The 14,900-nt window shown below is 65.8% G+C and carries 15 protein-coding genes; 6 read left to right on the plus strand and 9 right to left on the minus strand.

Annotation, left to right across the window (positions count from 1 at the left end):
* Positions 1 to 530 precede the first annotated feature (530 nt).
* From rpsN to rpmB, 3 genes are read right to left on the minus strand one after another with little or no spacing between them, the layout of a single operon-like run.
* Positions 531 to 836, minus strand: coding sequence for a 30S ribosomal protein S14 (rpsN, locus tag IEW19_RS09670; RefSeq protein ID WP_015938870.1), 306 nt, complete (start codon positions 834 to 836; stop codon positions 531 to 533).
* A gap of 2 nt (positions 837 to 838) precedes the next feature.
* On the minus strand, positions 839 to 1,006 hold the full coding sequence (gene rpmG, locus IEW19_RS09675; RefSeq protein ID WP_013602737.1) for a 50S ribosomal protein L33: 168 nt from the start codon (positions 1,004 to 1,006) through the stop codon (positions 839 to 841).
* Positions 1,006 to 1,242, minus strand: coding sequence for a 50S ribosomal protein L28 (gene rpmB, locus IEW19_RS09680; protein ID WP_018763944.1), 237 nt, complete (start codon positions 1,240 to 1,242; stop codon positions 1,006 to 1,008). Before rpmB ends, rpmG begins: the two co-directional genes overlap by 1 nt.
* A 317-nt stretch (positions 1,243 to 1,559) precedes the next feature.
* On the opposite strand from rpmB, the gene IEW19_RS09685 reads away from it, so the two are divergent.
* Genes IEW19_RS09685 through IEW19_RS09695 form a run of 3 tightly spaced genes read left to right on the plus strand, consistent with a single transcriptional unit; the run spans position 1,560 to position 4,403 of the window.
* Positions 1,560 to 3,026, plus strand: coding sequence for a ferredoxin reductase family protein (locus IEW19_RS09685; protein ID WP_188571425.1), 1,467 nt, complete (start codon positions 1,560 to 1,562; stop codon positions 3,024 to 3,026).
* On the plus strand, positions 3,023 to 3,598 hold the full coding sequence (locus tag IEW19_RS09690) for an FMN-binding protein (protein ID WP_188571426.1): 576 nt from the start codon (positions 3,023 to 3,025) through the stop codon (positions 3,596 to 3,598). The genes IEW19_RS09685 and IEW19_RS09690 overlap by 4 nt, the downstream gene beginning before the upstream one ends.
* The gene (locus tag IEW19_RS09695; protein ID WP_229748409.1) at positions 3,582 to 4,403 is read left to right on the plus strand and encodes an FAD:protein FMN transferase; all 822 of its coding nucleotides are present in this window, start codon (positions 3,582 to 3,584) and stop codon (positions 4,401 to 4,403) included. The genes IEW19_RS09690 and IEW19_RS09695 overlap by 17 nt, the downstream gene beginning before the upstream one ends.
* Before the next feature lie 6 nt (positions 4,404 to 4,409).
* Here IEW19_RS09695 and IEW19_RS09700 read toward each other — a convergent pair whose 3' ends face one another.
* Positions 4,410 to 5,171 carry an SGNH/GDSL hydrolase family protein gene (locus tag IEW19_RS09700; protein ID WP_188571427.1) on the minus strand — a complete coding sequence of 254 codons (762 nt, stop codon included), beginning with the start codon at positions 5,169 to 5,171 and terminating at the stop codon, positions 4,410 to 4,412.
* Between the two features lie 44 nt (positions 5,172 to 5,215).
* On the minus strand, positions 5,216 to 5,701 hold the full coding sequence (locus IEW19_RS09705; RefSeq protein ID WP_188571428.1) for a MarR family winged helix-turn-helix transcriptional regulator: 486 nt from the start codon (positions 5,699 to 5,701) through the stop codon (positions 5,216 to 5,218).
* A gap of 55 nt (positions 5,702 to 5,756) precedes the next feature.
* Here IEW19_RS09705 and IEW19_RS09710 point away from each other — a divergent pair, with 55 nt between their 5' ends.
* Positions 5,757 to 6,062, plus strand: a complete 306-nt coding sequence (locus tag IEW19_RS09710; RefSeq protein ID WP_188571429.1) for a YciI family protein — start codon at positions 5,757 to 5,759, stop codon at positions 6,060 to 6,062.
* On the opposite strand, the gene IEW19_RS09715 is transcribed toward IEW19_RS09710, so the two are convergent.
* Positions 6,059 to 6,904, minus strand: a complete 846-nt coding sequence (locus IEW19_RS09715) for an SGNH/GDSL hydrolase family protein (protein ID WP_188571430.1) — start codon at positions 6,902 to 6,904, stop codon at positions 6,059 to 6,061. The genes IEW19_RS09710 and IEW19_RS09715 overlap by 4 nt on opposite strands.
* A gap of 851 nt (positions 6,905 to 7,755) precedes the next feature.
* On the opposite strand from IEW19_RS09715, the gene IEW19_RS23460 reads away from it, so the two are divergent.
* Together IEW19_RS23460 and IEW19_RS09725 are read left to right on the plus strand one after the other, a co-directional pair.
* On the plus strand, positions 7,756 to 8,199 hold the full coding sequence (locus IEW19_RS23460; protein ID WP_229748410.1) for a glycoside hydrolase family 16 protein: 444 nt from the start codon (positions 7,756 to 7,758) through the stop codon (positions 8,197 to 8,199).
* 331 nt (positions 8,200 to 8,530) lie between these two features.
* The gene (locus IEW19_RS09725) at positions 8,531 to 9,025 is read left to right on the plus strand and encodes an FBP domain-containing protein (RefSeq protein WP_188571431.1); all 495 of its coding nucleotides are present in this window, start codon (positions 8,531 to 8,533) and stop codon (positions 9,023 to 9,025) included.
* A 23-nt stretch (positions 9,026 to 9,048) separates the two neighbouring features.
* On the opposite strand, the gene IEW19_RS09730 is transcribed toward IEW19_RS09725, so the two are convergent.
* Genes IEW19_RS09730 through IEW19_RS09740 form a run of 3 tightly spaced genes read right to left on the minus strand, consistent with a single transcriptional unit; the run spans position 9,049 to position 14,832 of the window.
* Entirely contained in the window at positions 9,049 to 12,513 is a 3,465-nt protein-coding gene (locus IEW19_RS09730; protein ID WP_188571432.1) for an ATP-binding protein, read from the minus strand.
* Entirely contained in the window at positions 12,510 to 13,382 is an 873-nt protein-coding gene (locus IEW19_RS09735) for a DUF4194 domain-containing protein (protein ID WP_188571433.1), read from the minus strand. Before IEW19_RS09735 ends, IEW19_RS09730 begins: the two co-directional genes overlap by 4 nt.
* Positions 13,375 to 14,832, minus strand: coding sequence for a DUF3375 family protein (locus IEW19_RS09740; protein WP_188571434.1), 1,458 nt, complete (start codon positions 14,830 to 14,832; stop codon positions 13,375 to 13,377). Before IEW19_RS09740 ends, IEW19_RS09735 begins: the two co-directional genes overlap by 8 nt.
* Positions 14,833 to 14,900: the final 68 nt, after the last annotated feature.

The raw sequence follows: 14,900 nt of genomic DNA on the forward strand, positions 1-14,900 counted from the left end.
CACATAACATAATCGGTATCAACAAACTTGGCACACTATTGAGTTCTCAAACAACAGACACACCCAGCACCACCCAAACCCACAAGGATCCAGGATCGCTCCGGAGCAACTTTCCAAACTTACCCGATCCCCAGCCCCGGCGCAAATCCATCTTTCAGGATTCTTACCGGCATAGGGACCGCCCCAACCATTTCCAGCGCCCTAAAGAGCAACCAGATTCTGGCTTTGATTTTTGGGGGTTTTGGCCGCCCGGTGATCAGTTTTTCACTGTCTCCCCCGCGGCGACTTAGAAAACAATACACGCACTCGGCGCCCACCGCAAACCGTTCCTCCGGGCCCCTCAAATCCCCGGAATTCCGCGGCCGGCAGGGGCATCGGGCACCCAAACTGCCTCCCGCCGTGGTACTTCCGTTGTGTGTGCTGCCGCACAGCCGTCCGGCGCAACCACGGAAGGACTGCGCTTAACGCAGAACGGCCGGCAACCCTAAGGTTGCCGGCCGTTCTCAAGCAGCTGGAATCAGCAGTGCTGACTACCAGGAAGACTTGGTGATGCCCGGGAGTTCGCCCCTGTGGGCCATGTCGCGGAAACGGACACGGGAGATGCCGAACTTCTGGAAGGTACCGCGGGGGCGGCCGTCGATGATGTCGCGGTTACGCAGACGGATCGGGGACGCGTTGCGGGGCAGCTTCTGCAGGCCCAGGCGGGCTGCTTCTCGTGCTTCGTCGGTTGCGTTCTCGTCAACCAGGGTCTTCTTCAGCTCGAGGCGTTTTGCAGCGTAACGCTCAACGATGACCTTGCGCTGCTCGTTGCGAGCAATCTTGGACTTCTTAGCCATGTTTAGCGCTCCTCTCGGAATTCGACGTGCTGGCGGATCTTGGGGTCGTACTTCTTCAGGACCATGCGGTCCGGGTCGTTACGACGGTTCTTGCGGGTTACGTAGGTGTAACCCGTGCCCGCGGTCGACTTGAGCTTGATGATCGGACGTACGTCCTTGTCCTTAGCCACTAGAGCTTCACCCCACGAGCCAGAATGTCGGCGACGACTGCGTCGATACCGCGCACGTCGATGGTCTTGATGCCACGCGCAGAAACCTGCAGCGTGACGTTACGGCGCAGGGACGGAACCCAGTAGCGCTTCTTCTGGATGTTCGGATCGAACCGGCGCTTGTTGCGTCGGTGCGAGTGCGAAATGCTGTGCCCAAAGCCCGGCTCGGCCCCGGTCACTTGGCAGTGTGCTGCCATGACTTCTCCTCAAGAATTGAAAGTAATGATCCGCATATCTGCTGCTGGACCATGCTGCCAAGTGCGACCCACAGAATGTACGGGCAACGGTTAGTTACGCAACTTGAGCCCCTAACTACCGGCCACCCTGGAGAAAATTACCGGGCAACCGGAGCAATTGCGCACGCTCCGCGCACTTAGCGCCTACCAAGTCTACGAGTTGGCGCAATTAAAGGCCAATCGTGCGTCGATGGGTGTATAAGGGCCAGTCGAAGGTCACAGGTGCCGCTTGCCCCTTTTCACAGCAGGGACATAGCTTCCCCAAGCATCTTGGAAACATGAAGACGCAGCTCCTGCCGGCATCACCGGCCGCAAGCAGCTCCGGCCGCCCGGAGCTTTCACCTACGAAGGAACCCGCCCGCGGCTGGTTCGCCCGCCAGTACCGGCAGCGCATGCTGCGGACGGACCTCCTGACTGTTATTGCCTGGGCATCCGTTGCCGCCGCCGTCGCCCTTTGGCTTGCCGACGGCGGGGCCACCAACATCACAACACCCGCCGCGCTGTTCACTGCCGGGGGGATCGTCGCCGGGCTGGCGGGCATGGACCTGGTCCTGCTCATGCTGCTCCTGGCCGCAAGGATCCCTTTCATTGACCGCACCATCGGCCATGACCGCGCCTTGGAGTTCCACGGCAAGCTGGGCAAACCTTCCCTCTACCTGCTGCTGGCGCACGGCGTCCTGATCGCCATCGGTTACGGCATGGCCGAAGGACTGGATCCGGTCAGCGAGTCCATCAACCTGTGGGTGCAGGTGCCCGACATGTGGCTGGCCTTCGTCTCCATGGCGTTGTTTATCGCGGTCGTGGTGACATCCCTGGTAGCCGTCCGGCGCCGTTTCCCGTACGAGTTCTGGTACGTAGTGCACCTCCTGACGTACGCCGCGGTGGCTACCTCGATCCCGCACCAGTTCAGCGTGGGCGGCCTCTTCGCGGCGGGCACCTGGCAGCGCTGGTACTGGCTGGCCATCTGCATCTACACCGGCTCAGCCCTGGTGTACTTCCGCATCCTGGAGCCGGTGCTGGCCACGGCTCGGCACCAGCTCACCGTTGCGAAGGTGGAGGCAGTGGCGCCGGGCGTGGTGAACATAGTCATGCGGGGCCGGAAGCTCGATCAGCTGGCGGGAACGGGCGGACGCTTCTTCATTTGGCGCTTCCTGGCTCCGGGGATGTGGTGGCATCCGCATCCGTTCAGCCTGTCAGCCGAGCCCATCTTCAACGGCCCGGAGGGCCAGGGGACGCTGCGGGTCACCGTGCGGAACCTTGGCAGCGGCTCCGCCCAGCTCCTGCGGCTCCGGAAGGGGACCAAAGTGGCATTGGAGGGTCCTTACGGCCTGCTCAGCACGGCAGCCCGGACAAAGAACAAGGTGGTGATGATCGGCGCGGGCATCGGCATCACCCCGCTGCGGGCGCTGCTGGAAACCACGCCCTTCGCTCCGGGCGAGGCGACGGTCCTGCTGCGCGGCCATACGGACCAGGAGATTTACCTAGGCGGCGAGATCCTCGATCTCTGCCAGGCCCGCGGGGCGCGGCTCTTCCACCTCACCGGGCCGCGGGGCCACGGGCGCTCCACCTGGCTTCCCGACGACGCCGTTCGGAACGGTTACAGCCTTAACTCCTACGTGCCGGACATCGCGGATGCGGACGTCTACGTCTGCGGGCCGGCAGCGTGGGCAGCCAATGTCATAGCGGATGCCGGGAAGGCCGGCGTCCGGGAGGAACAGATCCATCACGAAAGGTTTGACTGGTGAAAATACGCGGAACAGTCGCGGCGGCCCTGGCCTCTGCCGGGATCCTCCTGGCGGGCTGGCAGACAGGCACGCAGGTAGGCGGCATCAGCACCGTCGCATCCAGTACGACGGCGACAGGCACCACGGGTTCGACGGGGACAGGTTCGTCCGGCACAGGTTCGTCCGGGTCGGGTACCACGGGGACGGGAACATCCGGTTCCTCCAGCACGTCGGGCACCTCTGGCACCTCGGGCTCCACCGGATCCTCAAGCTCCTCAGGGTCCTCAAGCTCTTCAGGGTCCACGGGGACCTCTGCCTCCGGCACCTATAAGGGAACGGCAGTGCAGACCCGGTTCGGTCCCGTGCAGGTCCAGATCACAGTGGCGAAGGGGAAGATCACGGATGTCACGGCCCTCCAGCTGACCAATACCGACGGCAAGTCGATCCAGATCAGCAACCGCGCAGCCCCCCTGCTCCGCAGCAAGGTCCTCGCGGCGCAATCGGCAAATGTCCAAACCGTCAGCGGCGCCACCATCACCAGCGACGCCTACCTGACCTCCCTCCAGGCAGCCATCGATGCAGCCCACCTCTGACCCCCGGCTGGCAACCACCGGCAACCCAACCCTCAAGGCCCGCACCTTTGAGTGCATGGGAACGGTCATCGGCCTGACGCTGCCCGTCGGCTCCCCTGCGGAAGGGCAGCAAAAGTTCGACGAACTCGCTGCCGCCGCCGCCGTCGTCGAACGCCTTTTCCGGGACCTGGACGAAACCTTCAGCCTCTACCGCGCCGATTCGGAGGCGAGCAGGCTGGCCCGTGGCGAACTGACGCTGCGGGGCGCCTCGGCCCAGATGCGCGAGCGGTACGCCGAGGCGCATGAATGGCGGTTGCGCACGGAGGGCGCCTTCACCCCTGAAAGGCCCGACGGCGTGCTGGACCTTTCGGGGATCATCAAGGGCCACGCGATCCGCGAGGCAGGAACGTCGCTCCTGGCGCTGGGCCGCCACGACTGGTGCCTCAACGCCGGCGGCGACGTGCTGGTCAGCGGCTCCCCGCGTCCCGGCAGCGCCGCACCCTGGAAGGCCGGCATCGTGGACCCCGCGGACCGCCTCACCCTCATTACCGGGTACGCGCTGGGTGGCCACAGCCGGCACAGCGCGATCGCCACTTCAGGCTCTGCTGAACGCGGCGAACACATTTGGCGGCTGGGAAGCGGCGCCGAATTTGTCCAGGTCACCGTGGCGGCCGCGGACATCGTCACCGCGGACGTCCTGGCCACGGCAATCGTGTCCGGCGGGACACCCATGCTGGACCGCGCCGCGGACAATTGGGACGTTGCCGTGCTGGCCATCCGCGCGGACGGCTCGATGCTGGCGACCCCGGCGTTCCAGCCCGCCTAGAAGAAGCTACAGCCGCGTGAGCTGGGCGTACTTGGGCTGCAGGTTGTCCCCGGAGGACCTACCGGTGACGCGGCGGACAACCCAAGGGGCCGCGTACTCACGGAACCACTGGGCATTGGCGCGCAGGGCCTCGGTCCGGCTCAGCTCCGGCACCGGCGTCATGGGCGGGATGTCGACGGAGTGGTCATATTTGAGGACCTCCAGCACGCGCTTGGCCATGTTGGCGTGGCCGGCGGCGGACATGTGCATCCGGTCGTGGGCCCACATGCCCCAGTCGTAGTACTCGCTGAAGCGCCAGTAATCCACCAGCAGGGCACCGTGGTCTCCCGCAATCCCGCGGACCAGCTCGTTGTAGATGGCGGTGCGGCCGCGCATGGTGCCGAAAACTTTTGATCCGCGGGCGTCGAAACCCGTGAACATCACCACGGTGGCGCCGCTGGCAGCGAGCTTCCCCACCGCGTCGTTGTACTCCAGCAGCAGGTCATCGATGTCCACGCGCGGGCGCAGGATGTCGTTGGCGCCGGCATAGATGCTTACCAGGGTGGGGTTGAGCTCGACGGCGGCGTCCACCTGCTCAGCCAGGATCTGGCGGAGTTTCCGGCCGCGGATGGCCAGGTTGGCGTAGCCAAAGTTCGGGTCGGCGGCGCCGAGCTGCTCGGCCACGCGGTCCGCCCAGCCGCGGACGCCGTTGGGACGGGCGGGGTCGTCGTCACCAACGCCTTCGGTGAAGGAGTCGCCGAGAGCCACAAACCGGGAAGTGAATTCCATGCGGCTAGTTTGCCATCCGTTGCCGGAAGCAACGAATCAGCCGGTCAGCCCTCAGTCTCGCGCAGGATCCAGTGGTCCGTGTCCAGCCGTCCCACGACCTTTTCACCGATCCGTGCCAAGTCCAGCACATCCTGCTCCGTCAGCGCATCGAGGAACAGGTCGCGGACATCCTCAACATGTGCCGGGGCCAGCCCGACGATGGTCGCCATGCCTTCCTCGGTGAGGTGCGCCGTGGTCACCCGGGCGTCGTGGGGGTGCGGCCGGCGCTCCACCCAGCCGCGCTTCTGCAGCTTCGTCACCACGTGGGAAAGGCGGGACAGGGATGCGCTGCTGCGGGCTGCCAGCTCGCTCATGGGCAGGAACCGGCCTTCGGCTTCGGACAGCATGGCCAGGACCGTGTAGTCGAAAAGGGACAGCTTCCCCGCAGCATGCAACTTGGTGTCGAGGGCGGCGGGCAGCAGCGTGTTGATGCTCACCAGTGCCAGCCAGGCGCGGCGTTCGTCAGCGTTTAGCCAGCGGGGTTCGGTCATGTTCCCCATTCTACGATTGATCTTTCAAGTAGCTTGTGCGGCGTAGGCTTGCCCCATGTATGTTGTCTCCCTCACCTACCGCGTGCCCCAGGAGATCGTCGACTTCCACAATGACGCCCACATCGCCTGGCTGCAGAAGGCTTTCGACAACGGCGTGTTCATCGCCGCCGGCCGCAAGATTCCCCGCACCGGAGGATTGCTGCTGTCGCAAGCCGAGCGGGAAACTTTGGACGCCAGCCTGGCGCAGGATCCGTTCTACTTCAACGGGGTGGCCGACTTCGAGGTGCTGGAGTTCCACGCAGGCCGGGTGGCGCCCGGGTTCGAAAACCTGCTGGACACCCCGCCCGCGCAGACCACCTAAGGCGCCCGGCCGGCGTCGGACGTTTCCGCGGCCACCTTCTTCAGTCCGCCTTTCCGCGGTACTTTCACGGGCTCGGGCCAGCGCGGGCTGAGCGTGTCCCCCAGCGTGACGCCGCGGAGCTTGCGGCCAAAGAGCGGCAGGACCCAGTCGTGGACCCACCGCCGCTGCCGCCGCTCCCATTCGCGCAGGCTGAGTGGGGCCGGTGGTTCCCAGTCCTTCGGTCTGATCTTGTGCGGCACGGCCAACTGGTCCAGCACCTGCCCGGCCAGGTACTTGTGGCCGGCCTTTGACATGTGGAGCCGGTCCGAGTCCCACATTCTGCGGTCGTGGAAGGCATCCAGGCACCAGTAGTCCACCAGCACCGCCCCGTACTTCCCTGCGATCTCGCGCACCCGCTGGTTGTAGTAGGCGTTACGTTTCTTCAGCGGCTCCAGCAGCGCCGAAACCTTCACGTCAAATCCGGTGAAGAGGACCACCGTGGCCCCCGTGCCCGCGAGTTGGGCCACCAGTTGTTCATAGTCAGCCATGAGCGCAGGCATATCGGTTTTCAGGTCCAGGATGTCGTTGCCGCCGGCATAGAGCGTGACGAGCGTTGGCCGCATCCGGAGTGCGGCTTCCAACTGTTCGTCGATGATGTGCCGCAGCCGCTTGCTCCTGATCGCCAGGTTGGCGTACTTCCACCCGGGCTGCGCTTTAGCCAGTTTCTCGGCCACCCGGTCGGCCCACCCCCGTACCCCGTTGGGCAGCCGCTCATCCCAGTCGCCCACCCCTTCGGTGAAAGAGTCCCCCAGCGCGACAAACACCCGCCGCCCGGAGTCAGGTAGCAAGGATTCAGGCACCACCGCCCCAACGTAGCGGGACAAGGAAAAGCAATGGTTAATGGATGGTAACGGGGCCGTGCCCTGGAAAAGGCAAAATTGAACGACCCCCGCAAGAACGCGCCTGACGCCGCACTTCCTCGCCGCCTATTTGCGGGCAAAGATCACGATCAGGTAACGTCGGTGATGGTCCGGGTTGAAGAGTGCCTGAACAGAACACCGGTCGGACCCGATGCATTTTATGGTGGCTGGCCCGCGTTGCGGAGGCGCCACAGATGCTCATAATAGCCGCGCCCCGTCGCCGCAGTCGTTTGCCTAAGTCCTGAACCCGGAGGGGTCTTGTGTTAAAAAAACTGGCCATCACAGTAACCATGGGCGTATTGTCCCTGACCGGGTGCACCGCCGCCCCAAGCCCAACGGGGGCGGCCGCCACAATGGCTGGTCACGAGTCAATACCTCCCAGCGCAGCCCCGATTGCACCGTCCGCGGCGCCTTCGACGGTGGCAACACCGGAAACACAAGGTGCCGGCGACACTAAGCCTCCCCTCGCGGGTGCCTCGCACCCGACAAAGGCCGCCGCTCCCCCAAGCCCGTCGCAGGCTGTCCCCGCCGCGGCTGTAGGGGGAGCGTCGGCGACCGCTTCGAATCAGAATGGCGCCACGACAGGTGACGGTACGCAGGCAGCTGCGATTTTGGGTTGGGGCCCGGTCGTTGCGGGAGACGAGTTCTCCAACACGGGGACACCTGACCCCACTAAATGGACCGTGTATAACGGGCCAGGGCACGCAGGCAACGGCATTCGCAGCCCTCAGGCTTGGTCTGTCGCGAACGGTGTGGCTACCGTAAGCGGCGATGCCGTTGGCGCCACAGGCGGAATGTCCGCAAAGTTCGCGCAGCAAAAGTACGGTCGCTGGGAAACGCGCATGAGAAGCACTGCACGCGATCCGAAGTACCACCCGGTCCTGATCCTCTGGCCCAACAACAACGCCTCTCCGAACTGCGCCGAAATCGATTATGCGGAAGGCAATTCGGACTCCACCATGATGAAGTTCTTCCTGCACTACGCCTGCAGCGGAGCGGATCATCAGGCTGCCATGTCGACACCGGTTGACAGCAACCAGTGGCACAACTATGCAGTGGAGTGGACTCCATCCGGTATCACTGGATACGTGGACGGGGTCAAAACATTCACTGACACAACTCCCGCGCATCAACCCTCGGTGGGCATGCACCAGACATTGCAGCTGGATTGGTTCCCGGATGGTTCAGCTACCAAGCCATCTCAAATGCAAGTCGACTGGGTCCGCGTCTACAAGTAGGCATGCACGTCGGCAGGTAACGTTCTACCGACTCCAGGGCTGGCATCAGGTTTCTGGGTACCGTCGCGGTGGGACTTATTGGCGGTTCCGCATTGCTCCATGGACAGCGCCCGTCCCATTTGGCAGGATGGCCCATGCCGGTCTGGCTTCAGAGACACCGGACAGCTGAACAGGAAAAGGACAACGGGAACAATGCGCACGCAAAAGGTCGTTTCGGCCGCCGCTGCCATAGAGGGCGGGGCGGCCGCTTTGGCCTGCACCGCGGGGACTGACTGACTCCCCGTTGCCCGCGGCCCGGATCCGGGCTGCCCACCTTCACGAAAGTTCAGCCATGCAATCAGTCACGCCTCAACAGATCCGCTCATCCTTCGTCAACGCCAGCCGTTCAGAAGCCGCCAAGCTCACCCTGCCCAAGAACTTCGACTCCCTGGACTGGGACAGCTTGGAGTTCCTGGGCTGGCGGGACGGGAAGATGCCGCTGCGCGGCTACCTGGTGGTTCCCGGGGCCAAGGGCCTCACCGGGATCATGCTCCGGGCACCCGAAGGAGGGGCCAAAAAGAAACGGTCGGTGCTGTGCGAACTCTGCCGCGACGTGTTCTCCAAGGAGGACGTGCTCCTCTGGGTCGCCAAGCGGGCCGGCCAGTCCGGGCGTGACGGAAATACCGTGGGCACGCTGATCTGCGCCGATTTCCTGTGCTGCGGCAACGTGCGCAAGGAACCGCCGGTCAACGAGATCAACCCGGACCCGGCCGCCGTCGTGGAACGCCAAATCCAGGGCCTGCAGGACCGCGCGGCGCAATTCCTTGGGCGCGTGCAGTCCAGGTAGGACCGCAGTCAAAGCAGCGGCGGTTACCGCAGGACGATGTCCACCGGGTTCGCCTCCGACCGCCAGGCACCTTCCTCCCCCGGGCGGGGGCGGATCACCGGCGCCGTGAGCACGCCGGAGCGGTTGGTGCGCCGGTCACGGAGGATTTCCGTGACGGAGCCCAGGTGCCGGGACAGGTCGATCACGTTTTCTGGGGCCGCCAGCAGCAGCTGGAAACCGAATTCGTGCAGCGCCTTGATCCCGGCACCGGCGAACTCCTCGGAGGCGAGCACAAAGGCCTCGTCCATCATCACGGTGCCGTACGTGGTGAAGCCCTGCTCGGCGATGCCCAGCTGGTAGCTCAGGGCCGCTGCCATGATGAACGCGGTGAACCGCTGCCGCTCGCCGCCGGACATGGAACCGGTATCCGCATGCATAAAGACCTCGGTCTTCTTGCCGCCGCGGGGACCGGTGACTTCCCTGTGCTCCTTGCACTGGATGAACAGGTGCCCGCGCACATCCAGTACCTCGGCCCGCCACCGGCGGTCCTCGGGCGCCTGGGATCCTAGCCTCTTCACCAGCGTCTCCAGGGACTTGTAGCGGGCGGTGAGCTCGCCGTCGTCGTCCTTTTCCGCGCCGGGACCCTCGGCGCGGCCGGCTTCTGCCTTCGCCGACCGCGCGTGCCGCACCTTCAAGGCGTTCTGGATGGCGTCCTTGAACTGTTTGGCCGTGGGCGGCAGTGTCTGCTTGATGTCCAGTTCCAGGTAGCTGCCCTCGTGGAAGTTCACCTGGGACAGGATCCCGTTCAGGGGCAGGATGCGGCTGGTGATGGAGCGGCGTTCCTCGTCCAGCAGGTGCAGCAGGGTGCTGAAGGATTCGTGCGTGCGCTGGTTGAAGAACTGCCGGAACTCCGCCTCCTGCGCGGGCAGGCCGTCGTTCACGATCGCGTGGTAGCGGGCCTCGAATTCGCTGGCCGCGCCGATGCTGGTGCCGTGGTCCACCGAGATGGCGCTGCCCCACTCGCGGACGAAGCCTTCAAAGATGCGAGTGAGCCGTTCAGCCGTGGCCTGTCCCCGTGACTCAGCGGTGTGCAGCTCGCCCAGCAGGGCGGTCCGGACCCGGTTGGCCAGGTTGTCCAGCTCGTGCATCTCCGTGACGTCGCCGAATTCCGCGAAGTACGGTTCGAGCGCCGTGACGGTGGCGTCCGACGGCGGTGCCTGGGCCAGGCGGTCACGCGCGGCTTCCAGCAGGGTGTCGGCAGCCGTCAGCTGGCGGTCCAGTGCCTTGTATTCGCTCTGCAGCACTGCCGCGGACTCGGTGCTGGACTGGTGTTTCTGCCGGACCTCCTCGATGGCGGCACGCAGCGGTTCCAGGTCCGCCTGTGCAGCCAGGGCGTCCTTGAGCCGCTGCTCGATCCGGGTGAGCTCCTCGGCGGCCACCGCAGCGGATACCTGCTCCCAGGGCCGGTCGTCTTCCGCGATGCGGCGCAATGCGTCGAGCTGCCGGCTCATCCCCTGGTGCGAGTCCTCGCGGCTCTGCGCCAGTTCGGCGGCCTTGGCCACTTCCTGCCGGAGGTCCTCCACCTGCCCGGCAACGAGTTCCAGCTTGGCGGCGTTGTCGAAGCCCAGCACGTAGTCCTGGCGGCTGGTGAAGCGGTCGTCCTTCTCCACCGTGTGCCGGTTACGCTTGACCACTCCGCCCAGGCTGAGGCCCCTGTCCAGCGCGGCCAGTTCGTCAGGGTCCTCCACGCACGGGTAGGCGAAGTCCAGCGCAATGCGCTCGCGGACCCATTCGCCGGCTTCCGCAGCCGCACCGGAGGCGAGGATGTCCAGCTTGGTGAGCAGGTCGCCGGCGCGCGCGTCCTCCACGGCGAGCACGCCGCCGGCGAGCGGCTTGGAGACGTCCACCGCCCGCAGCGCGCCGCGGACGTTGTGGTCGTTGAGGTAGCGGGTCACGGCACCGAAGTGCTCCCCTGGGACCAGCAGGGTGGTGGCCAGGTTGCGGAGCGCGCGTTCGGCCGCTGGGCGCCACCTTTCCTCCCCTTCGGCGAGGTCCATGAGTTCGCCGGCGAAAGGCATCCGGTCCTCGGGAATGCCGGTGGCGGCGGCAATGGCGGCGCGGTTTTCAATGCTCGACGGCGGCAGCAGGGACTTGCGCGTCTTCAGCGAGACGAGTTCCTGCTCGGCGGCCGCCAGCTCACGTTTCCGGCCGGCGTGGGCATCGAACGCCTCGAACCGCAGCTCCTGCAGGGCCTGCGAATCATCCCTTAGCTCAGCCGACCTCGCCGCCGCCTGCTCGTGGGCCTGCTCCCAACCGGCGGCACTCCACTCAAGCTGCAGCCCGGCGTCGGCCAGCGCCTGCTGCGCAGCCTCCTCAACCTGCCGGCCCAGCTTCAGGCCAACCCGAGCGTTCTCCAGCGACTGCTCGATCGCCGAGATCGCGTTGCCGCCCTGATTGTTGTAGTCGGTCTCCAACTGCCGCAGTTCCTTGGCCAGGCCGTCGCGGACCGCCCGCTCCGTGCCGAGCTCCTTGGCTTTTGCCTGGGCCAGTTCCCTGAAGCGGACCAGCGTTTTCTGGTGGACGGTGACGGCGAGCTGCTGCCTGTACGCCTCGAACTCCTCGCCCACCAGTTCCCGGAGCCGGTTCGCGTCCAGCAGTGACTGCGCATACTCACGGTTCAGGCTCGGGACCGGCGCCAGCTGGTCGCGCTGCTGCCGGACGTCCTCCAGCCGCTGGCGGATGGACATCAGGTTGCTGAACTCCTCCACCACGTCGTCCGCCGCGGCCAGCGTTGCCGGCGCGTCAAGGACCTGGTCGCGGAAGAAGGTATTGACGCTGCCGCCCAGCCCCTTGCCGGCCTGGATCACGCGCAGCAGGGGCAGGGCCTGGTCCGAGCTGATCCCCAGCAGGCGCCGGAACCGCTCGGCGAACGCCTTGTGGACGTCGAACACCTGGGCGTGCGGGAAGGTCGCCTCCAGCGCACCCTTGGTGAACCGCTTGTCAGCAATGCCCTCAACGGCCTCCAGGTCCAGGGGCACGTTGTCGACCAGGTAGAACCGGCCGACGCTAGACTCCGTTCCGTTCTTAGGCAGGTCGAACAGCGCCGACACCGTCACCCGGGTACCCGCGGCGTTATCGAACGTCAGGGCGACGGCGGACCACGTGGCTCCCGGGCGCTGGAACGCACTCGCCGAGCCCTCGCCCACCGCCTTGTCCCCCACCTTGCCGCGCATGTACGTGAACGTGGTCCGCTTGTCCTCCACCGCCCCGCCCGACCGCTGCGCGGCCGCCTCGTTTGACCGCGGCCGCGCATCGAACACCCGCAGCATGGCATCGAACAGCGTCGACTTGCCCACGCCCGAATTACCCGTCAGCAGTGTCCCGTTCCGGTCCACGTGCATCGTGTGGGCTCCGTGGAACGTCCCCCAGTTCACCACCTGCACCAACGCAAGCCGCATCTGCCCCGGGTTCGCCACGTCCCCCAGCGGGAGCATGCTCGCGATGGTCACTTGGCTTCTCCTTCCTTGGTCGCGGCTTGGTACGACGACGGTGCAGCACCGTCGTCGTGCTCGTCCCCGTCACCTGCGCCGGCGTCCAGGTCCAGCAGCGGTTCTGTTCCTGACTGGTCGGTGGAGGCGGCCACCAGGGCTTCGATGTGGGCCGGGATGTCGCCGATGTTTTCAAAGGGCAGGGCCAGAGGCAGGGCGTTGGAGATGGTGTAGACGTCGTCCAGTCCGGTGGGGAGCAGGAGCTGGCGCGCCAGGAGCTTCGTGATGGCACGGGTCACGACGTCTGCGTCGCGGAGGGCGTCCTGCTGGCCGGCAGGCTGGTAGTGCGCCACCAGGTCCGCGATTTCCTCACGGGTGATGGTGGGATCTGTCTGGGCCGTGACGTGCCGATCCAGCAGCAGGCGGAGCCTCAGCAGCAAGATGGTTTCCACCCGGCTGAGGGCACGCTGCTGGCGCAGAATGCTGGAGCGGGTACTGCCGCCGATCACCTCGGGGTCCACGGGGCGGAGAACGGCGATCTTCCGCTCGTGGTCCAGCTGCAACGCCAGGAACAGCTCGGAGAGGCGGCTGCGGAGTATCGCCTGGTTGTCCAGCAGTACCGTCCAGAGCTTTTCGTCCCGGCCGCCGTCGATGTACGGGCCCTTGAGGAGCTTCACCAGGGCCTGGCGCACCTTCATGGACAGGACTCCGGTATCGCCGGGGAACAGGGCAGCGCCGTCGACGAAGGTGTCGCGGGGCGAGACTGCTCCGGGGTACCCAGCGCCCGATGCCGCGCTGGTTGCATCCTGCTCAACCCCCGGCTCGTCCATGCGCTCACCCGCTGGCGTTTCCGCCGACTCAACTACCGGCGTCGTACTTTCCTCAGTCATCTGAATCCTTTGCGAGCGTGACCACCGGCAGGTAGGCCCTGCGGGTGGAGCCGTCTATCTGTTCGAAGTCCAGGCCGTCCCAGGCTCCGCGGCTGAACTCTGCACCGGCGTGCAGGGCTTCCGACAGCAGGGCGCGGATGGTGTTGATGTGCTGCTCTTCGGGCGGCAGCTGCTGCCATGCGTCCGCCAGCGTGGCGGCCCCGGCCATCGCCGCCCGGACCACCTGCGGTTTTGCCTTGCCTGTCCTCGGCGAGCGCACCCGGTTTGAGTCGGTGAAGGCGATGGGGTCCGCCAGGCGGGGCGGCGCCGCGAACTCGTCGGGGTCGAAGAGCTTCACCATGGACAGTGACTCGAAGCCGGCGTTGTATAGGACCGGTCCGGGAACCAGGCCGGGGCGTTCCCGCTCGTAGGGGAGGGACCGGATGGCCTGTTCGGCTTCGCGCAGGACTTGCCGAAGCCGGACGGACTGGCGGAAGTCGTCGCTTTGGACGTAGGTGTTCAGGCTTTCGCTGAGCTTGCCATAGATGCGCTGGATCTGGCTGTGCTGCTGGCGGAGCTCGGCCACCAGATTCTTCAGCGTTTCCCGGTCGTCGGGCGAGAGGTCGTCGGCGAACTGCCGGCTCAGGACCTCGCCAATCGCGGACCGGAACCTCACCTGCTGCTGCGGGTCCTCCAGGAACGCGGTGAAGGACCGGAACGTCCTGCCCTCCGGACTTTCGCGTAGCCGCTTGTCGGCCTCCAGGACCTGCGCCATGGTGGCACCCTTGGTCAGCGACTCCTCGATGATCTGGTTGCGGAGCCCGCCCACCAGTTCCTCGATCCGGTCGCGCATCTTCTTGTAGTCCGCAGGCAGGCTGGCGGCCAGGTCCAGGATGTTCCCGGCAGCCTCCACTGCTTCGTCGTCCTCAAGCAGGCCGTCGAACTCGCCGGTACTGATGTCCTGGATCAGCTGCTGCCGCTCTTCGATTTCCTCTTCGAGGGCTTCGAGGCGGGCGCTCTGGTCCGGGTTGGTCTCGTTGGCAAGCTTTTCCACGTCCCCCAGCAGGGTGCCCAGGCGGGAACCGTTCAGGGTGGACCGCTCACTGGAGAGGCTGTCCAGGAAGGCAAGCACGCGCGCCGCAGGCTCGGTGGCCTCATAAACGATCTGGCCTGACTGGTTCCGGCGGGTCAGGAACTGCCGCCGTGTCCACTCATCGCCAAAAGCCTTTCCGTTGGCCCCTCCCCCCAGCCCTGGATCCTGGCGCCGGAGCTCCTCAAGGAAGGAGTCGACGTCGGCGTGGAATTCCTCAAGCGGCACCTGGGGCCGGGTGCGGGTGAAGGAAGCCTGGAGCACCGCGATCACCCACGGCGCCGAACGCGTCAAGGCCCAGGCAGGCCCCTTGGTGAGGAGTTCGAGGTCCCGGAGCCGGGCGCTGATGGCGTCAGCGGATGACCTGGCGGAGCGGGGCACACACTCTCCTTGGGCTGTTGGCTGTTGGACTGTTTCCGGGGCTGGGCAGGGGGTCCGAGGGGACGGAC

The sequence above is a fragment of the Arthrobacter liuii genome (assembly GCF_014639275.1).
GTDB lineage: Bacteria > Actinomycetota > Actinomycetes > Actinomycetales > Micrococcaceae > Arthrobacter > Arthrobacter liuii.

Bases quoted from the DNA above. Each gene is read 5' to 3' on its own strand.
- rpsN (WP_015938870.1), bottom strand. From the start codon at position 836: ATGGCTAAGAAGTCCAAGATTGCTCGCAACGAGCAGCGCAAGGTCATC.
- rpmB (WP_018763944.1), bottom strand. From the start codon at position 1,242: ATGGCAGCACACTGCCAAGTGACCGGGGCCGAGCCGGGCTTTGGGCAC.
- IEW19_RS09685 (WP_188571425.1), top strand. From the start codon at position 1,560: ATGAAGACGCAGCTCCTGCCGGCATCACCGGCCGCAAGCAGCTCCGGC.
- IEW19_RS09695 (WP_229748409.1), top strand. From the start codon at position 3,582: ATGCAGCCCACCTCTGACCCCCGGCTGGCAACCACCGGCAACCCAACC.
- IEW19_RS09700 (WP_188571427.1), bottom strand. From the start codon at position 5,171: ATGGAATTCACTTCCCGGTTTGTGGCTCTCGGCGACTCCTTCACCGAA.
- IEW19_RS09705 (WP_188571428.1), bottom strand. From the start codon at position 5,701: ATGACCGAACCCCGCTGGCTAAACGCTGACGAACGCCGCGCCTGGCTG.
- IEW19_RS09710 (WP_188571429.1), top strand. From the start codon at position 5,757: ATGTATGTTGTCTCCCTCACCTACCGCGTGCCCCAGGAGATCGTCGAC.
- IEW19_RS23460 (WP_229748410.1), top strand. From the start codon at position 7,756: ATGTCCGCAAAGTTCGCGCAGCAAAAGTACGGTCGCTGGGAAACGCGC.
- IEW19_RS09725 (WP_188571431.1), top strand. From the start codon at position 8,531: ATGCAATCAGTCACGCCTCAACAGATCCGCTCATCCTTCGTCAACGCC.
- IEW19_RS09735 (WP_188571433.1), bottom strand. From the start codon at position 13,382: ATGACTGAGGAAAGTACGACGCCGGTAGTTGAGTCGGCGGAAACGCCA.